Genomic DNA, 18137 nt, shown 5'->3' with positions numbered 1-18137 from the left:
TTTACAAAATACATGATAACAACGTTATCAGTCACAAATATATTATAATTATTTATAATATATAAAAGACAGTAATAAATTTTAAACCATTTGTACCAATCTAATCGTTTGTTTTATTCGTTCTCTTTGATAGTCAACAACTTATCCATTATATCACTAAGTTGTTCAGCCCCTATTTTTTTTGTCAAAATTTTCTTGTTTTTATCAAGAATGTAAATTTGGGGGGTGGTTTTTAGGTCGTAAATAACTTTAAATCTTGACAAATGTAAGGGATCTGTAGCATTTATCCAACTTCCCATATTCATACTTTCAACACTTTCCCAACAAGTTTTCTCATCCTGGCCTGTCTTAGTACAAACTGCTAAAATTTCTACTCCCTTGGTTTTGAACTTGTTATAAAAATCAACAATGTAATGCATTGATTTTTTACAATGTCCGCAATCTGGTGCCCAGAATAATAACACAAGATATGGCGATTTTATTTCATGCATCCGAATTGGACTTGAATCTTTCGTAAATACTCTAATATCCGGAGCAATTCGGTCTATTAGTAATGGTTTTAAAGATTTGGCATCATTAACCATTTTAGCCAGATTTTCTTTATCCATCCAACTGGCCTTTCCATTTGCATAAAAATTCTCTACTAAGTAAACATAAACACCATCCATGCCCACATACTTAGAATTTGCATATGAATTTAAGTAATGGGATAACAAAAATTTCAAATTTTCTGAATTTGCAACGCAACTATTTAATATATAGTCAAGTGCTGCACTGATTGAATCAGGGTGTTGAACAGTTAATTTCTCAATATAACGATCAATTTTTTGGAAATATAAAGGAATCCGTACCCCTCGATCATCTTTAAAATCAAAATGATCAAAATAGTGGGATTTGTAATAATTAAATATAGCTATATCCCTTTTTTCCGCTGGCAACTTACTAAAATCTGGTATTTCAACATCTAAACTCGAACGAATAATTAAACTTAATAAACTTGTTGGTTGCTTTGAGAGTATATCTTGCTGATACACTTTGACTTCTAAATCAAATTGATTTAACTTGGTTTCAAATTGTTTTATTTTAAAAGAATCTTTTTCAAGCTTAAGCTGCTTTGAAAAAGAATCCGCAAGAATTCGTCTGCTAGAAATAAAATCAACATATTTTTCAAATTCTTCATTTAATTTAGAAGATTTAAATTCTAAATGCTCCGTAAGGTTATTCAATTGAGTATGAATACTAAACGATTGTTTGCCGCCATCAATTAAAAACTGAAAGAAATCATGGGTTGGCAAGACTACAATCAAATACATTCCCGCCTCAAGAACAGAATCTCCTTTAAATACAAATCCTTCTTTTGTCCGAAAAGCAGTGTCTCTGATATACTGTTTGTCGCCAAAATGATAACCAAGTAAAAGTGTATCATTTGTATAACCTGAAATATCTACTCTGATTTTATAACCTTCAGCAAAGGATCCAGTCATTGAAACGACCCAAACGATCCAAGCAATTATGCAACGAAAATTAACCATCATAATCGAATTTTAAACAAAATTAATGCAGGTTAAAGTACTTCAAACTATAATAACATTACTTTAACCACAATGACTCAAGGATTCATAGCAATTCATAATCTTTTCTCCAATTGCTCGGTCACTAAACTTGGAAATAGCATCAACAGAAATATTCTTAGTCGAATACCTGTGCCTGCTTACGTAAAACTCCTCAAGTGTCTTTTTTAATTTAACCTTGTCATTAACAGGGATTAAAATACCATTTTCAGGAGAAATGACTTCTGCAATCCCCCCTACTTCCGTACTGATTACCGGAGTCCCACAGCATAATGACTCAGCTATGACACAAGGCATATTTTCTTTATTGCTAAATAAAACAAAAACATCCGCTGCCTGATAACAACGAGCCAAATCAACTGGATCCAATTTTCCCAATAAACGGACATAAGGCTCCAATTTGTTTTGAGTTATAAAATCCTGAATCAATTGCTTGTCTTGTCCATAACCAACCAAATCAAGTACAATTGGAAAAACTTGCTGTTTAAACGTCAACATCACCTCTAGAATTCCTGTAATATTTTTATGTTCATTTTTAAACTCTGAAACATGAAGGCATTTCAATTCTAAAGTGGGCTTTTTGGGTTTATCAAAATAAATGAACGTATCCACATTATTGTAAACAACTAAATAATTTGAATTAATCAAGCCATACCGCATCATTCCATTTTTTAAATTATCTGAAACTGCAATTATAGCATCTGCCTTCCTAACAATATACCTCCTGATTAGATTCTTAAAATCATTTTTTAACCTCGTGTGAGTATCTGTAAACTGGGTGCTGTGCTCTGTTATAACATATGGAATCGAATAAACAAACTTATAATAGAGTGCTACTAAAGCGGGTCTAAGCAAAACATGAACATGGATTGCATAGGGTTTTCCAAATTCATGAAATAGTTGCCTGCAATATTTAAGCATTAAATAATAGTAAACAAATAATTTAATAATTTTATCTATACTATTAATTCCTAAGTACCTTTTTTTATAATAGATTAAATGGATTTCATTTGAATCTTGCGTCTTAACATTAGAATAATAACATGAACCAGGAATGACTCTGGATGTGCTCCTAAGATAAATGATCTTAGCGCTATGTTTATATGAAGAACATTGAATATGGCGAAGAACAAAGACACCTTCCAGATTATCATCCTCATTTGGAAACCATTTTGGTAAATGCAAGATATAGGAAGCCATTACAAGAATCGTATCAACTAGATATTCTATGTCCGGCCAAATGATAAAGCACAGCCATTCGGATTGCTACTCCATTTTCAACTTGATCTAATATTATTGAATATTCTGAATCTGCAGCATCTGAATTTAACTCGACACCTCGATTAATTGGTCCCGGATGCATTAATACAATTTTTTTTGATAATAAATCCAACTCCTTCTTTGACACCCCAAAAAATTGGCTGTATTCTCTTGCAGAAGGAAAATATTGTAATTCCATTCGTTCTGTTTGAATCCTTAAAACATTTGCAACATCACACCAATTTAAAATCTTCTGAAGATTAAATTCAACTTCTACACCTAATGCTTCTATGTATTTTGGAATTAAAGTTGGCGGGCCACAAACTTTAACTTTTGCTCCCAATTTTTTTAAGCAAAGAATATTAGACAAGGCTACTCTACTGTGAAGAATATCGCCAATTAATGCAACTTTTACATTATTAATGGTGCCTAAAGCTTCTTGAATTGAAAATGCATCCAGCAACGCTTGAGTTGGGTGCTCGTGTGTTCCATCTCCAGCATTTACTATAGTAGCGGGAACTTTTTCTGATAAAAATTTGGCAGCGCCAACTGCTGCATGTCGTAACACAATAATATCAACTTTCATTGCAAGGATATTCTGAACCGTATCCAATAAACTCTCCCCTTTTGAAACCGAAGAGCCGCTTGCAGAAAAATTAATAACATCCGCTGAAAGTCTTTTTTCAGCTAACTCAAAAGACATTCTGGTTCTTGTTGAATTCTCAAAAAATAAATTAGCGATCGTAATGTCCCTTAAGGAAGGCACCTTTTTAATCGGTCTTTGTAAAACTTCTTTAAACTGCTTGCCAGTTTCCAATAACAATTTGATATCAGAAACTGAAAGATCTCTGATTCCAATTAGATGCCTTGTGCTTATTTTTTGATCAGTCATTTATAAAATATTATTCACGTTCTTCTTCATAAAACAAAACGCGATCCGTGCCTTTTTCTTCAGCCCAATCAACTTTTACATATGAATTATCCAATGCATCTACCCGGATTCCATAATAATCTGCCTGGATAGGAACTTGCCTGTTAAAATGTCTGTCGATCAATACAAGTAATTCTGTCTTAATGGGCCTTCCATAATTTTGAATTTCTTGCAATGCTGCCTGAATGGTTCTACCTGTATATAAAACATCATCCACTAATATTACACGTTTTGATTCGACCAAAAAATTAATTTCAGTGGGATAAGATGGTTGCAACTTGAAATTTGTTTTAAAATCATCCCTTGAAAATGTAATATCAATTTTACCAAATTCCAATGAATTTAATGGATTGAGTGCTTTTAATTTATTATAAAGTCGCGCAGCCAACAAAGCTCCTTTATGTTGAATGCCAATTAAACAGCTGTTTGAAAAGCCATCATGTTGTTCGATCAATTGATAACAAAGCCTGTCAAGAGCAATATTCATTGCTTCTTCAGAAAGTATAACTTTGGCTCTTTTGCTCATATAAAAATCTATTTATCCTGAGATTTCTGCCAGGAATCCTTTAAATTGACAGTACGATTAAATACTAAATGTTCAGAATTTGAAGTGATATCTGTTGTAAAATAAGCCTTTCGAATAAATTGAAAATAATCGCCCACCTTGGATGTTTTCAAAAATGGCTCTACCTTAACATCTGTCAGCTTAATTAAAGAAACTTGATTAATGAATGTTTTAAAATCTTCTTCATGATCATCCGGATCCGCCACTGTAAACAAACGATCGTACAATCGCAATTCAGCACCGATCGCATGGGTATCCTCTACCCAATGAATCGTTGATTTTGGCTTTAAACCTGATTGATCCTGACCACTTTTACTATTATGAAAATACGTACAATGCAATTCAATGATGTTTCCATTGGCATCCTTTAAAATATCTTCACATTTGATAATATAAGCTCCTTTTAACCGAACCATACCGTTCTTCGTTAGGCGAAAAAACTTGTCAACAGGATTTTCCATAAAATCCTCTTGCTCAATATATAGTACTTTTCCAAATGGAACCAGCCTTTTACCTGAGCTTGGATCTTCAGGATTATTCTCTATTTCTAAAAATTCAATCTGCTCTTCATAATTTGTCAGAACTACACGCAATGGTTCAAAGATAGCCATAACACGGGTAGCTCTCTTATTTAAATCTTCTCGAACAGCAAATTCCAATAATGCCAAATCTATTACATTATCCCTCCTAGCGATTCCAACTAAATTTGTGAAATGACGAATCGATTCGGGGGTGTAGCCCCGTCTTCTCATTCCACTAAGTGTAGGCATCCTAGGATCATCCCAACCATCAACATAATTTTCTCGTACTAATTGAAGTAATTTGCGTTTACTCATTACCGTATAACTCAAATTCAATCTTGCAAACTCAATTTGCTGAGAAGGAAATATTCCTAAATTTTCAATAAACCAATTATACAATGGTCTATGATTTTCAAACTCAAGTGTACAAATGGAATGCGTGATCCCTTCAATTGAATCTGACTGGCCATGCGCAAAATCATACATTGGATATATGCACCATTCTGAACCTGTTCGGTGGTGTGGCTTGTAAAGAATTCGATATAAAATTGGATCCCGCATATGCATATTTGAAGAACTCATATCAATTTTCGCTCTGAGTACCTTCTCCCCTTCCAGAAATTTACCATCTCGCATTTGGGTAAATAATTCGAGATTATCTTCAATCGTACGATTTCTATATGGACTATCTACTCCAACTTCAGATGAGCCTTTTTTATGTTTTGCAATATCATCAGCACTTAAATCGTCTACATAGGCTTTTCCCTTCTTAATTAATTGAATTGCAAATTGATACAATTGCTCAAAATAATCACTGGCATAAAATTCCCGATCTTCCCAACTAAATCCAAGCCATTGAATGTCTTGTTTAATAGAATCAACATATTCCGTGTCTTCAGTAACAGGATTCGTATCGTCGAATCTTAAATTAGTTTTTCCTTTGTATTTCAGTGCCAAACCAAAATTAAGACAAATGGATTTGGCATGACCAATATGCAGATAGCCATTTGGCTCCGGAGGAAATCTAGTATGAACTCTTCCTCCATGTTTGCCATTTCGGATATCTTCCTCTATTAATTCCTCGATAAAATTCAATGATTTATTTACGCCTTCATCCATAATTTCAATTTACATTCTTTCTGGCAGATTGATTCCAAGACAACTCATCCCGTGCAAAATAAACTTTGCCACATTCTCACTAATCATCAATCTAAAATTTTTTAATTCTGTAGTTTCTGCATTTAAAATCCTATAATCATGATAATATTTATGAAAATCTTTAGCCAATTGGTATAAATAATTTGAAAGTTGGGCTGGATCAAATGATTCAGCTGATTCAAATAATGTTTTATTATAACTATTCATTGAACGGATTAAGTTTTTTTCCGCACGTTCAATTTTAATTGGCTTTGGTGTATCATCATCGCATGTTGACTTTCGTAATATAGATTTTATTCTAACATAGGCATTCACAATATATGGACCCGTATGACCTTGCATGTCTACAGATTCTTTAGGGTCGAAAATCATACGTTTCTTATATGAAACTTTTAAAATAAAATATTTCAAGGCCGCTAATGCAATATCGGTACAAATTTTACTTCGTTGCTCCGGCAACAGGGATGCAATTTCACCTCGCTCTTCTGCCATGGTTGTGGCCTCAATAATAACTTCCTCAATTAAGTCATCAGCATCAACCACAGTTCCTTCTCTGGACTTCATTTTACCAGTGGGTAAGTCGACCATACCATATGAACAATGGTACAAACTACCTGCATAGGGTTCTTTTAACTTCTTTACAGTTTCAAAAAGAACTTTAAAATGATAGTCTTGCTCATCAGCCACAATATAAATATACTTATCTGAATGATGCCTTTCATAACGTTGCCGAATGGTTCCAAGATCCTGTGTAATATATACGGAAGTTCCATCACTTCTAAGAACAAGTTTGTTATCCAACCCAACATCTTCCAAATTCACCCAAACAGATTGATCCGGTAATTGATAAAAAACACCTTGACTCAACCCATACTCAACGATATCTTTTCCTAGCAAATAGGTGTTTGATTCATAATATATAAAATCAAAAGAAACATTTAATTTATTGAACGTTTCATTAAATCCTTTATAAACCCAATCATTCATTTTTTTCCAAAGCGAACGTGTTTCCTCATCATGATGTTCCCATTTCAAAAGCATATCCCGAACTTCTTTACCCAACTCACTGTAATTGTTAAAGTAGTCATTTTTATACCTTTTAAAAAAATCGACTAGAGATTCTTCTTTTTTTAAATTTGATGAAATAACTGCTTGGGCTTCAATAGATGCTTGCCATTTCAGATATTCATCATTTAACTTTCTGTCAAACAAAACATAGTAATCTCCAACAAAATGATCTGATTTAATTCCTGTAGAATCCGGGGTATCATTGTTTGAATATTTTTTCCAAGCAAGCATACTTTTGCATATTGCAACACCACGATCATTCACAACCTGTGTAGTTTCAACCTGATGTCCAATGGCTTTTAAAATGTTTGTCAAGGACCATCCAAGTAAAATGTTTCTAATGTGACCTAAGTGAAGAGGTTTGTTTGTATTTGGAGAACAATATTCTACTAAATATTTTTGAGGCACCGGTGTTTTATTTACCAATTCCTCTTGACGCAATCGATAAATTCGAGAATTTTCAGCAATCCAGAATGAATCGTCTAATGAAAAATTGAAAAAGCCCTTTATAATTGAAAAAGACGAAATAGAATGATTTTCCAATAAATAATTACCAATTTTAAAGCCAATTTCATCAGGCTTCATGCCAAGTTTCTTTGCCCATGGAAATAATACAAAGGTAAAATCCGCATCAAACTCTGAAGAACAATTTAAAATAGCGAATTCCGACTTGTCTCCACTATAATTAAGAACAGTAGTAAATGCATGTTGAAAAAGGGCCGAAAGCATATCCATTCAAACCCCAAATTTACAAATTAAAAGCGAAAAAAGCTGAAAAATGTTTGCCCATAATTTCGAACTTGCCAAAAATGGGAATGTTTCGTAAAATCATGTTGTGGATTATGCTCTAATACGAAAAAACCATCCGGCATAACAATATTGACGTCCACAATTAAATCCGGTATCTTTGACAGCGTTGGCAATGGGTATGGCGGTCCAGCAAATACATAATTAAATTGCTTATTACATGATTTAACAAAATGCAAATAATCAGCATTTACAAATTCAATAAATTGAATAATTTGGAATGATGCGGCTGTCTTTTTGACAAACTCCATACAAGGCTTGTGTAAATCAACATAACATGCATTCGTACACCCTCTTGAAATCATTTCATACGTATGCGCACCAGTTCCTCCAAATAAGTCTAACATCCTGGTATTTTCAAAATCTAGTAGATTCGTTAATATATTAAACAAAGCTTCTCGGGAAATATCGGTAGTTGGCCTGGTAGGCCAGTTTTTTGCAGGAGGATTAAACACTCTGCCTTTGAGAAAACCACCAGAAATCCGCATAGGAATTACGAATTAAAAAAACTAAATCCTTGAATCGTTTTTACATTGCTAAAATAAATACGCAATAATCTACTAATTTGAGATTCACCTGTCACTTTACCATATAACTGGATGTTTTGATTTTCATTTTCAAGCCCAATTGATTGAATTATTTGCAATATGTGATATAATAAATCTTCAGGGGTATCAAACTTTATTATATTTACAAATACAGGGTCTGCAATTTGCATGATATAAATAAATGAAACATTATTCCAAATATAAATATTAATACCATTGTGACTGTTAAATTGATTGGAGAATTCTGAAATATGATTTAGTTTCAAGTTCTGATTGCTAATAACTGCTACAATTTTTTCAGGAATACAAAACTGATACTTTAAATAATTTGCAGTATCCGCATGACTTAATACCGTTTCATTTGGATATACTGGAAACAGGGATTCGATTTTTAAATTTAAATGTTCAGATGCAATATGAAATTTAGAAGTCATTGAAATGGCTCGACCTGAGTCTATAAAATAAGGATAATTTGAGTTCATATTAAAGAATTCTTTCAAGAATAAACCAATGAATTAAAATTTCTAATGCAAGGATATTAATTTTACCTGACTTTTTAATGTTATTAACAAACAATGTCAAAAATCATTATTCTAGCAATAGAATCCTCCTGTGATGATACTTCGGTATCCGTTATCATTGATGGAGAAATTAAATCAAACTTAATTAGTTCTCAATGGATCCATATGCAATATGGCGGTGTCGTTCCAGAAGCCGCTTCGCGTCAACATGTTGAAACCATCGTTTCCTTGTGTGACCAGGCTTTGAAAGGAGCTGCTATATCCTTGCAAAGTCTCAGTGCAATCGCTATTACCAGGGGTCCGGGTTTGATGGGATCGCTTTTAGTCGGAATTAGTTTTGCCAAATCTTTAAGTCTTTGCCTTAATATTCCTTTAATTGAAGTAAATCATTTACATGCCCACGTTTTGTCATTATTTATTGATCAAAAGCCAATACTCCCACTCGTATGCTTGACCGTTTCAGGCGGACATACCCAATTGCTTTTAGTTTCTGAAAATTTTAAAATTGAGTTACTTGGTCAAACTTTGGATGATGCTGCTGGTGAAGCAATTGATAAAACTGGAAAATTATTAGGCTTGGGATATCCTGCTGGCCCAGAAATGGATAAATTGGCTTTAACGGGTCTACCAAAATTTAAATTCCCAATTGCAAAAGTAAATGACTTTAATTTCAGTTTTAGCGGATTAAAAACGAGTGTTTTATATTTTCTAAGAGATAAACTAGACTCAAACAAAGAATTTATAAATGAAAATCTACCTGATTTATGTGCTTCAATTCAAGATAATATCGTAAAAAGTCTTTTAAATAAATTAGAAACAGCAGCAATTGCGCAAAATGCGATCTCAATAGGAATTGCAGGCGGCGTTTCAGCCAATTCTCAATTGAGAAAGGAAATTTCACAATTATGCGAGAAATACAATTGGAATTGTTGCATTCCGAAAATGAGCTATTGCACGGACAATGCTGCGATGATAGCAATCGCAGGCTACCATAAATATTTAAATGCAGAATTTAGCGATGATCATTTTTTACCTTTAGCTCGATATCCTATTATTTAAACACAACGATAGTAACTCCTGCACCTCCACTATCCTCCTCCGGCTGGTAAAATGAGTTGATAAATTTCAATTTTTTTAGTTGCTTATGTATTGCGGATTTTAAAACCCCAGATCCCTTTCCATGAAGAATTTTAGCATCTTTTAAACTTGATAATAATGCTTGATCCAAATAGTTCTCCAATGCTTGAATGGCATGCTCTACCTTCTGACCTCTTAAATCAATGGTACCAGGCAAACTTGCATTCTTGTCAATCAACTGATAATTTACTTTGGGCTTATTGTCAACAAGGAGGCTCTGTTTTTCTAAAATCAACTCCTCTTTATTCAGTTCAATTGTAAAGAACTCTGTATAAACTTTTGCTTTTTTTTCAGAAATTTCCTGAACGACTCCAGAAAGTCCTTGCTTTAATAAAATAACCTTGTCTCCTGGTTTAATTAATGCAGACCCATAGTCTGACTTAACCATATGATAATAATCGTGCTCAGCTTGATTCCATTCACCAGCCAATTTTTTTTCTTTACTTTTAGTTCGTTCCAATTGATTTTTCGCTTCAACATAATCCATCTTTTCCTTTATCTCATTTAATATGGTATGATTCTCTTTCCTTAATTCTAGATTTTTTTGATATTCAATCTGTTTACTGTCCATCTTTAATTTCAAGCGTTTTAACTCATGTTGCTTCTGCATGGCTTCATAGGCTTTAATTAATTTATTCAAAGTGTCTATTTTCGCTTTATAATCTGCCACTGTTTTTTCAAGTTGAATCTTTTCCATTTCCATTTTAGCTAAAAGATCCTCCATTTTCACTAAATCAGAACCTACAATCTCTTTTGCATAATTTATAATCTTCTTAGGAAATTGCATTTTTCTGGCAATGTCTAAAGCATACGAACTTCCCGGCTTTCCAATTTGCAATTTATATAAAGGAATCATTTTGACTTCATCATAAAGCATTGAACCGTTCTGAATGCCCTTATTTGTATGCGCAAATGATTTTAAATTTGAATAATGGGTTGTGATTACTCCAAATACTTTTAAATTTATCAGCTCCTTTAAGACAGACTCAGCAATTGCGCCACCAATTTTAGGCTCAGTTCCGCTTCCCAATTCATCCATTAATACTAAAGACGAATCATCTGCTTCTAAAACCAATTTTTTCATGTAACGTAATTTAGCAGAATAGGTACTTAAACCTTCATCCAATGATTGCCAATCACCAATATCAACCCATATTTTATCAAATAGACAAAAACTAGATTTTTTTGAAACCGGAATTAAAAATCCTTTTTGCAACATGAGTTGTAATAATCCAATTGTTTTTAAAACGATTGTCTTGCCTCCAGCATTCGGACCTGAGATTAAAAGGATTTTGTGTTGCTCATCTAACAAAATATCCATTGGAATTGGCTTGGAATCTTGTTGCTGAAACTTGTGAAGCAATAAGGGATGAAAGCCAGAAATAAGATGAAGTAATTTATTGCTATTTAGAGATGGCTTAATGCCATTGATGCTGTTTGCATAATGGGCTTTAGCCAGGAGGATATCCATTGCTAAAACCTTATCATAAGCAATTTCAAAAAATTCAAGATAAGGCCTAATAGCAGCACAAAGAATGGACAGAATTTTATTAATTTCGCGCTGTTCTTTAAATGAAAGATCAATTAGTTTATTGTTTAACTCAAAACAAACTTGGGGTTCAATAAAAACGGTCTTTCCACTATCAGATTCCCCCAGTACCAATCCGCTTATTTTCCGTTTATGCTCAGCAAGTACTCTTAATACAAATCTCCCATCACGGATGGATTCTTCTCCTTCCGCTAAATACAACTTTGCTCTATATATTTCAAGTTCTTTTTTAAATGCTGAATAAATTGATCGATTTAACTTTAGACGTTCATTTCGTATAGATTGCAATTCTTCAGATGCATCGTCACGTAACTGATAATTTTCATCAAAAATTCGTTTAATTGAAATAAGAGGTTTCGTTAAGTCAGGAAATCCCTCAATAAAGGCAACTAGGTTTTTAAATACAAGAAAGGTCGGAACTGAAGCTTTCTGCTTCACCTCTTGATTATTAATAATTACCTTAACCAATCGAAGTATTGAATCAACCGAAATCTCAATACCCGGAATTTTCAATCTAGTTAAATCATCTTGTATGGATTGAAAATTTACCAAATTCAAAGCATGCATTTTAATTGCTTGCGCTAATTCATCTAAGACATCCAACTCCAGATGAATGCTATCTGAAAACGGCTCGTAAATTAAATCTTGCAATGCGGTCTTAGCTTGATCAGAAACAGCATAATCTGCTGTCAATTGGATAACTTTGTCAAACTCAAGTAAAAATTGAGATTTAACAAAAACTGAACTGGCCAAGTATCTTTTATTCAATGCTATTCTTATTTCTGGTTTTTGCCTTCGAATTTAATTCTTTTTTAAAATCAAAAAATGAATCGAATTCCTTTCTATAGCTTATTCCTGTTCCTATTTTATGTTTCAATCCTTCAATTGATTCATCTCCCCGATAATAAATACGCAGCTTTAATCCAGGAACCGGGGTGTTCCACTCAATAATGCTCTCTGGATTAAAATAAGAATTTCCATATATGGAAGAACTGGAGGATTTGTAATTTCCTCCTAGGGTCACAATCCATTGGTCATTCCAGAGTCTGTGTTTTAAACTAAATACGACTTCACCTTCATTAAATTTGGAGCTTCCTGGTATGGTGTTATCAAAGTCATATCCAATATTAAAATCAACACCAGAAATAAAATTAACATCATCAAATGCATTGCTTAATAAGCTCGTGACAAAAAGTGAAAATTGATTAGACAACATTTCACTCATTGTATTAATTGTAGTAGTGCTTAAATTTGAACCAATTTCAGTTGGATCAAATGAATTTAAAAACGTACGAAGGACCAATAAGCCAAAAACCTGTTGATTAAGTTGATCCTGATTTGTACGTAAATAACGAATTTTATTATCAGCAAAATTCTTCAATTGCCCGGTCAAGTCAGGCATATCAATATCAAACCGAATGTCAGGTAGCAACAGAGAACCTGTTAGCAACATTTTCAATTTAACCTCTGTTCTGCGTTTTGCCTCTTCAATCAACCGTTGATCAGCAGCCAAATACTCTTGAATAAGAATATACGGCGATGTTGAAAGGCCTTCATATACCGCTTCAAGCTGAATGGTTGCATTTAATGGATCTCCTGTCCAATTTATAGTTCCGCCTCTTGCAATTGCAAAAGGCTTATTCACAAAATTATAAAGGGTAAACAAATACTCACCCTGTTCCACCTCATACAAACCACTAACCGTAAACAATCCTGTTCTAAGGCTTTTAATGGATAAATTTCCTCGTCCGGTACCTCTTAATATATCACCGGCCAATTCATCAAAAATTATTGAAATGTCTGCATCCTCCGTAATGGTTAATTGCATATTCATATTTAACCCAATGATTGATGGCACAATCGGCTTAATTACTGAATCAACTTGGACAGTTCTTGAAGAAAATTTTACAAACTTAGATTCTGTTGCTACTTGTTCGTACGTAACTGGAATATTAAACTTAGTGCCCTTAAGACTGGTGACTTTTACATCCATATCCATTGCGCTAAAAGGTCCGAAAAAATTGACATCAATCTTTCCAATTCCATAGCCATAATAAAAGAGATTCTCACCTTTTTTAGTACCAAATATTAAGGCTTAGCCGAGACCAATTTAACATTTGCTGCGAAAGTTTTAAAATGATTATGAGTAAGTTTTCCGTCAAGCTTGATTGGATTTCTAAACTTATCCATAATCTCTAGGTTTTCAAATAAAATTTCATTTTCCTTAAATACAATAGGTTGATTTTCAAACAGCACTGGTACACCTAAATAATTTATAAAAGTGCTCCCTTGAACTGCTTTCAAGTTACCAATTAAAGATAAATTTCCATTGACTCCATAAAATTTAAGTCTTCCATTGGCTACACCCGTAGTTTTTGAAATCGAACTTATGAAATTTTCCAGAAACTTAAAAGGAAATGCTTTGACATCCAAATCGATACTAAAGTCATATGGCTTATATTGATAATTAGTTTTGACAATGGGTATATTTATGGATCCTTTTCCACTAATTACATGCTCCTGGAAAACATTTTCAACTTGAATGTCCCATGGCTTCATGATATCATATGCATTGAAACTCAAATTAAATGGACCAAAATTATCTTTATTGAAATGAAGTTGAAAAAAATTAAATCTACCAGTAATCTCTTTAATATTCCTAATATCAGGAATTTCAATATTAGCGGAAAACAACCCAGAAAAAGAAATCGTCTTGTTTCTAATAAATTGGTTTACAAATGCAATATCAAATCCATCTGACTTTAACATAAGTCCTTTTAAATCTATATCCCGGATACTTAAATAATGCAAAGAATCGCTTAACTCAAAATTACTAACTTGAAGACCTTTCCTGGATTTTTGAATTATATTTGTTTCATCAATTATCCAACGAGAATTATTAAAAAAAGATCCTTATTTAATACCTGTAAAGCAAATCGATCCTGACTATAATTAATGTTTGAATTAATATTTGCTAAAACTTTAGTATTCAGTGTATCAAAAAGTAAAAATGAAATTTTACCCGTAGAATCAAATAAATTGCCGACACATTTAAAATTGCCAGTCCGTCTTATTCCATTAAAATTAATATAATCAGAGGTAATCACGGTGCTCAAATTCTTTTGTGAGCCAATTACCAAACTAAACTTATCAAATTTAAGCGATTTGTATTTAAGATCAAAGCGGTTTGAATGCAGTTCAAAATCCCTGGTATTGCTGTTTACAGAAAAATCAAAGTCAGAAAAATCCATTTCAAAAGGCAATTTTATAATTTTAGACAAACTTCTGGAGTCCTTGATGTATAGACTCCCTGACCCAACCAACGAAGGGTATTGTGATTTCCCCTTCATGTGAAGCAAACTATCTAAAATTGGATATTTTGATACTATTAAACTTTTTAAATCCCCTATGACCTTTGCCAGTTGAAATTTACCTTCAAATTGAAAATCGGCAAAATCTGAAAATAGCTCAATTCTATTTTTACCAGCTTGATCCGTTGAATTAAATGTAAAATTCCTTAAATACAACTTGTCGCCATTGATACTAATATTAGAATTTGTTATATTTAGATTACCCGATAAATTTTTATTCTTCGCAAGTCTAACATTCATTTTTACTTTACCTGAATAGGATGTCTCATCATCAAGTAAATTCAGTGCATGAAGGTTCAGTTTTTTGATATCACCTTCTATGCTAATGTCATCAATATCTTCAAATCTAGTAAAACTACCTGTCATATCAACATCGGCATTTTCATCTTTCATTTTTATTGATCCTTGCAACATCGATTTTTTAAAAAATCCAGTTACTGCAATCCCTGTATAGTGATAATCGCGATACACAAATTCATTTAGTTTGCCATCAATGTTGGCAGACAAATTATTTGCTGACAATCCTTTGCCATCAATAATTTTTATATCCGAATTTAAAATGCCAAACTCTTTCTTTTGCAACAAAACGCCTAAATCCAAATTTGAAGTACTAATGCCTCCGCTATATATCGCTTCATGATTTTGGCTTGATGAAAAATTTACTTTAATGTCAGATCGAATGACACCAAGATCCGTGTTAAATGAACCGTATGCCACAAAATCATTTAAATACCCGTCAAATTGACCATTCATTTTAATGCGTCCAAATCGATCATAAGATGCAGGTATGTTATAGCGCTCAAACAATTGCCTCAAAAAGGGTGCTGTTGTTAGTAGTTGATCTATTTTTAAATTTAGAACTAATTTGTCCCTTATAAATAAATTACGAGACCCTACGTTCCCAGTAAAATTAAACTGGTTTGAATAATTAAAGTTAATATTTGATCCTTTCAGGTTATTGAGTTTGCCAAATAGCTTTCCTGTCAAACTAAATGAAGTTCCATTTTTTAAATTAAATTTTTGCAACAAATGATATTTAGGAAACAATTTATCAAAATCCAATAGATCAAATTGGCCTTCTACTAAATTCATTTGAATTAATGTGTTTTTTAAAATCAAGTTTATGCCCTGAATTTGAATAATCTAAAGAACTATTCATTTGAAACCTTAAGGAACTCAATAAAGTTTCAAACAAAAAATCATCAATAAGTAATTGATCATCTTTTAAATTGAAATTCCGAATTGCAGCATTTTTAATGGCAAAATCATCTGAACTTTTTAAATTCAGATTCAAGAACTCAATATGATCCAATTGCTCACCATGAAATATATTTTTAGAAGTGAGATTTAAATTTGAAAACTTTAAGCCTTTTTCACTTGTATATAAAGAATCTTTTAAATTTAAAACACCATTATTTATGTTTAAAAATCTCAAATAAACACTTGGGTTAATTTTACAACTATCAAATGCAGATATATGATTCTCTATTTGTTTATCTTGTACAGGATGAAATTTATCATAAGTGACAATAGGATTATCCAGCAATAATTTCCTAATACTAAAATACTGAATATTATAATTAAGCGAATCTACAAGCAAGTCCAATTTGGTAAAGGACATATAAAGTGATTGCTTCGAATCCAGATAGCTGGCTTTGGTGTTTTTTAGTATTAAATGGTTTATATTAAATTGAAATGGGTCTTTAGCCTTTGAATCTGAATTCCTAAACTTAGAAATAAAAAGATTTAAATTTGAATTCGACTCTCCTTCATATACCTTTAATTTCAGCACAACTGAATCGCACTCGATATCATCTACAAACAACTTTCTTGAAAATACAGACCGCAAACTCTTTAACAAACCAATATGAACATCTCTAGCATAAAACAGGGTGTCTTTATGGTGATCTCTAATAAGAAAAGCACCTTTAAATCCATTAAAAGGGTCTAAATAGAATGAATTAATTTCAAGATCCTGGTTATACGATTTTTTTAGAAAATCAACCAACCAATTGCGCGACCAATCTTGAACGAATTCTGCTCTAAGTAAGAGAATGAACATAAAAATAAACATCAAAACAATTCCTAAAAATTTCAATAGGTATTCCAGTGCCTTTACAGATATGTTTTGCAATGCTTTACTATGTGCGACTGGCGTACTCATTAATAGTTCAGAACTTAGGATTGTTGATTATCAAAATAATTGGGATCCTGTATTGCATAAAATACATTGAGCATTTGGGTAGTCTCCTTGACGTCATGGACCCTAAGTATAGTACAAGAATTTAAAAGAGCATAAAAAGCTGCAACGATGCTCCCGATTAATGCATCTGATGCAGAAGAATTGGTTATTTTCCAAATCATACTTTTCCGCGAAACGCCAATTAACAAAGGTTTTTCTAATATTTTAAACAAATAAATAGTTCGTAAGAGTTCATAATTATCCTGAAGTTTTTTTGAAAATCCGAAACCTGGATCTATGATTAGTTTATGAAGTCCCATCGTTTTAAAGAAACAAATTTTTTGTTGGAAGTATTTCAGTACATCATCAACGACATTTAGGTAAGTCGTGTTATCTACATGCTGCATATTTTCAGGAATGCCTTTCATATGCATCGCAATATAGATTGCATGAGATTTGGACATCACCAAGGGTAAGTCTGGGTCAAATGCACCTCCACTTATATCATTGATGAGGTCAGCCCCAATATCTAAACATCTTTGAGCGACTGAAGCCCTCATGGTATCAATCGAGATCGGCAAATCAGGAAAAGCAGCCCTGATTTTTTGTAAAACAGGTATAATTAATTGAATTTCAGCTTCTTCCAAGGGTATTTTTGCCCCGGGCCTACTTGAAAAAGCTCCTATATCTAAAATGTCCATCCCATCCTCAATTTTAGATTCTACCATTTTTAAAGCCTGCATATCTGAATGAGCTATGCTGTCGGGATAAAAGCTTCCAGGATCCAAATTAAGAATCCCCATTACCAGTGGCTTTGCATTTGCTGTGAAAATCTGATCTAAATCCTTCCTATGAGTCATACGGGTCTAAATCCTATGAAAATGAATGAAGAAATAAAGGTAAAGTGAAAATAATTATTTGTATGAAATTGTTTATCAATCGTTTATA

15 protein-coding genes are annotated in these 18137 nt (G+C 32.7%); 1 reads left to right on the top strand and 14 read right to left on the bottom strand.

Translation table 11 applies throughout. The features are described from left to right. Nucleotides 1-113 precede the first annotated feature (113 nt). Genes IPK91_01930 through IPK91_01895 form a run of 8 tightly spaced genes read right to left on the bottom strand, consistent with a single transcriptional unit; the run spans nt 114 to nt 8911 of the window. The gene (locus tag IPK91_01930) at nt 114-1535 is read right to left on the bottom strand and encodes a DUF5106 domain-containing protein (GenBank protein MBK8296051.1); all 1422 of its coding nucleotides are present in this window, start codon (nt 1533-1535) and stop codon (nt 114-116) included. Nucleotides 1536-1595: 60 nt separating this feature from the next. Continuing rightward, the gene (locus IPK91_01925; protein MBK8296050.1) at nt 1596-2771 is read right to left on the bottom strand and encodes a glycosyltransferase; all 1176 of its coding nucleotides are present in this window, start codon (nt 2769-2771) and stop codon (nt 1596-1598) included. A gap of 13 nt (nt 2772-2784) precedes the next feature. Continuing rightward, nucleotides 2785-3723, bottom strand: coding sequence for an aspartate carbamoyltransferase catalytic subunit (locus IPK91_01920; protein ID MBK8296049.1), 939 nt, complete (start codon nt 3721-3723; stop codon nt 2785-2787). A gap of 10 nt (nt 3724-3733) precedes the next feature. After that, a complete protein-coding gene (gene pyrR / locus IPK91_01915; GenBank protein MBK8296048.1) occupies nt 3734-4288 on the bottom strand; it encodes a bifunctional pyr operon transcriptional regulator/uracil phosphoribosyltransferase PyrR in 555 nt (184 codons plus the stop codon). An 8-nt stretch (nt 4289-4296) separates the two neighbouring features. Further along, nucleotides 4297-5967, bottom strand: a complete 1671-nt coding sequence (locus IPK91_01910; protein ID MBK8296047.1) for a glutamine--tRNA ligase/YqeY domain fusion protein — start codon at nt 5965-5967, stop codon at nt 4297-4299. A 9-nt stretch (nt 5968-5976) separates the two neighbouring features. Then, nucleotides 5977-7809 (bottom strand): arginine--tRNA ligase, encoded by a 1833-nt coding sequence (locus IPK91_01905; GenBank protein MBK8296046.1) that lies wholly within the window; start codon nt 7807-7809, stop codon nt 5977-5979. Between the two features lie 20 nt (nt 7810-7829). After that, a complete protein-coding gene (locus IPK91_01900) occupies nt 7830-8369 on the bottom strand; it encodes an RsmD family RNA methyltransferase (protein MBK8296045.1) in 540 nt (179 codons plus the stop codon). 5 nt (nt 8370-8374) lie between these two features. Beyond that, nucleotides 8375-8911, bottom strand: coding sequence for a DUF3822 family protein (locus IPK91_01895; protein MBK8296044.1), 537 nt, complete (start codon nt 8909-8911; stop codon nt 8375-8377). 93 nt (nt 8912-9004) lie between these two features. On the opposite strand from IPK91_01895, the gene tsaD reads away from it, so the two are divergent. Then, nucleotides 9005-10009, top strand: a complete 1005-nt coding sequence (gene tsaD, locus IPK91_01890) for a tRNA (adenosine(37)-N6)-threonylcarbamoyltransferase complex transferase subunit TsaD (protein MBK8296043.1) — start codon at nt 9005-9007, stop codon at nt 10007-10009. On the opposite strand, the gene IPK91_01885 is transcribed toward tsaD, so the two are convergent. The 6 genes from IPK91_01885 to folP all read right to left on the bottom strand — a co-directional run bounded on the left by IPK91_01885 (nt 10002) and on the right by folP (nt 18049). Further along, nucleotides 10002-12404 (bottom strand): Smr/MutS family protein, encoded by a 2403-nt coding sequence (locus tag IPK91_01885; protein MBK8296042.1) that lies wholly within the window; start codon nt 12402-12404, stop codon nt 10002-10004. The genes tsaD and IPK91_01885 overlap by 8 nt on opposite strands. After that, complete coding sequence (locus IPK91_01880; protein ID MBK8296041.1) at nt 12397-13629, bottom strand: translocation/assembly module TamB domain-containing protein; 1233 nt, start codon at nt 13627-13629, stop codon at nt 12397-12399. Before IPK91_01880 ends, IPK91_01885 begins: the two co-directional genes overlap by 8 nt. Before the next feature lie 95 nt (nt 13630-13724). Further along, on the bottom strand, nt 13725-14405 hold the full coding sequence (locus tag IPK91_01875) for a hypothetical protein (protein MBK8296040.1): 681 nt from the start codon (nt 14403-14405) through the stop codon (nt 13725-13727). Between the two features lie 113 nt (nt 14406-14518). Further along, nucleotides 14519-16099: a hypothetical protein gene (locus tag IPK91_01870; protein MBK8296039.1), complete on the bottom strand. Its 1581-nt coding sequence runs from the start codon at nt 16097-16099 to the stop codon at nt 14519-14521. Beyond that, a complete protein-coding gene (locus IPK91_01865) occupies nt 16074-17171 on the bottom strand; it encodes a hypothetical protein (GenBank protein MBK8296038.1) in 1098 nt (365 codons plus the stop codon). The genes IPK91_01870 and IPK91_01865 overlap by 26 nt, the downstream gene beginning before the upstream one ends. Before the next feature lie 14 nt (nt 17172-17185). After that, nucleotides 17186-18049 (bottom strand): dihydropteroate synthase, encoded by an 864-nt coding sequence (gene folP, locus IPK91_01860; protein ID MBK8296037.1) that lies wholly within the window; start codon nt 18047-18049, stop codon nt 17186-17188. Nucleotides 18050-18137 lie beyond the last annotated feature (88 nt).

It is taken from the genome of Saprospiraceae bacterium, assembly GCA_016712145.1.
GTDB lineage: Bacteria > Bacteroidota > Bacteroidia > Chitinophagales > Saprospiraceae > Vicinibacter.
Note: the sequence above shows the minus strand (reverse complement) of the source record. Positions and strands in the feature narration are given on the sequence as shown.

Excerpts from the sequence above, each read along its gene's own strand:
- pyrR (MBK8296048.1), bottom strand. The coding sequence starts at position 4,288 with ATGAGCAAAAGAGCCAAAGTTATACTTTCTGAAGAAGCAATGAATATT.
- IPK91_01925 (MBK8296050.1), bottom strand. The coding sequence starts at position 2,771 with ATGGCTTCCTATATCTTGCATTTACCAAAATGGTTTCCAAATGAGGAT.
- IPK91_01900 (MBK8296045.1), bottom strand. The coding sequence starts at position 8,369 with ATGCGGATTTCTGGTGGTTTTCTCAAAGGCAGAGTGTTTAATCCTCCT.
- IPK91_01875 (MBK8296040.1), bottom strand. The coding sequence starts at position 14,405 with ATGTTAAAGTCAGATGGATTTGATATTGCATTTGTAAACCAATTTATT.
- IPK91_01895 (MBK8296044.1), bottom strand. The coding sequence starts at position 8,911 with ATGAACTCAAATTATCCTTATTTTATAGACTCAGGTCGAGCCATTTCA.
- IPK91_01865 (MBK8296038.1), bottom strand. The coding sequence starts at position 17,171 with ATGAGTACGCCAGTCGCACATAGTAAAGCATTGCAAAACATATCTGTA.
- folP (MBK8296037.1), bottom strand. The coding sequence starts at position 18,049 with ATGACTCATAGGAAGGATTTAGATCAGATTTTCACAGCAAATGCAAAG.
- IPK91_01910 (MBK8296047.1), bottom strand. The coding sequence starts at position 5,967 with ATGGATGAAGGCGTAAATAAATCATTGAATTTTATCGAGGAATTAATA.
- IPK91_01920 (MBK8296049.1), bottom strand. The coding sequence starts at position 3,723 with ATGACTGATCAAAAAATAAGCACAAGGCATCTAATTGGAATCAGAGAT.
- IPK91_01930 (MBK8296051.1), bottom strand. The coding sequence starts at position 1,535 with ATGATGGTTAATTTTCGTTGCATAATTGCTTGGATCGTTTGGGTCGTT.
- tsaD (MBK8296043.1), top strand. The coding sequence starts at position 9,005 with ATGTCAAAAATCATTATTCTAGCAATAGAATCCTCCTGTGATGATACT.
- IPK91_01905 (MBK8296046.1), bottom strand. The coding sequence starts at position 7,809 with ATGGATATGCTTTCGGCCCTTTTTCAACATGCATTTACTACTGTTCTT.
- IPK91_01880 (MBK8296041.1), bottom strand. The coding sequence starts at position 13,629 with ATGGATGTAAAAGTCACCAGTCTTAAGGGCACTAAGTTTAATATTCCA.
- IPK91_01870 (MBK8296039.1), bottom strand. The coding sequence starts at position 16,099 with ATGAATTTAGTAGAAGGCCAATTTGATCTATTGGATTTTGATAAATTG.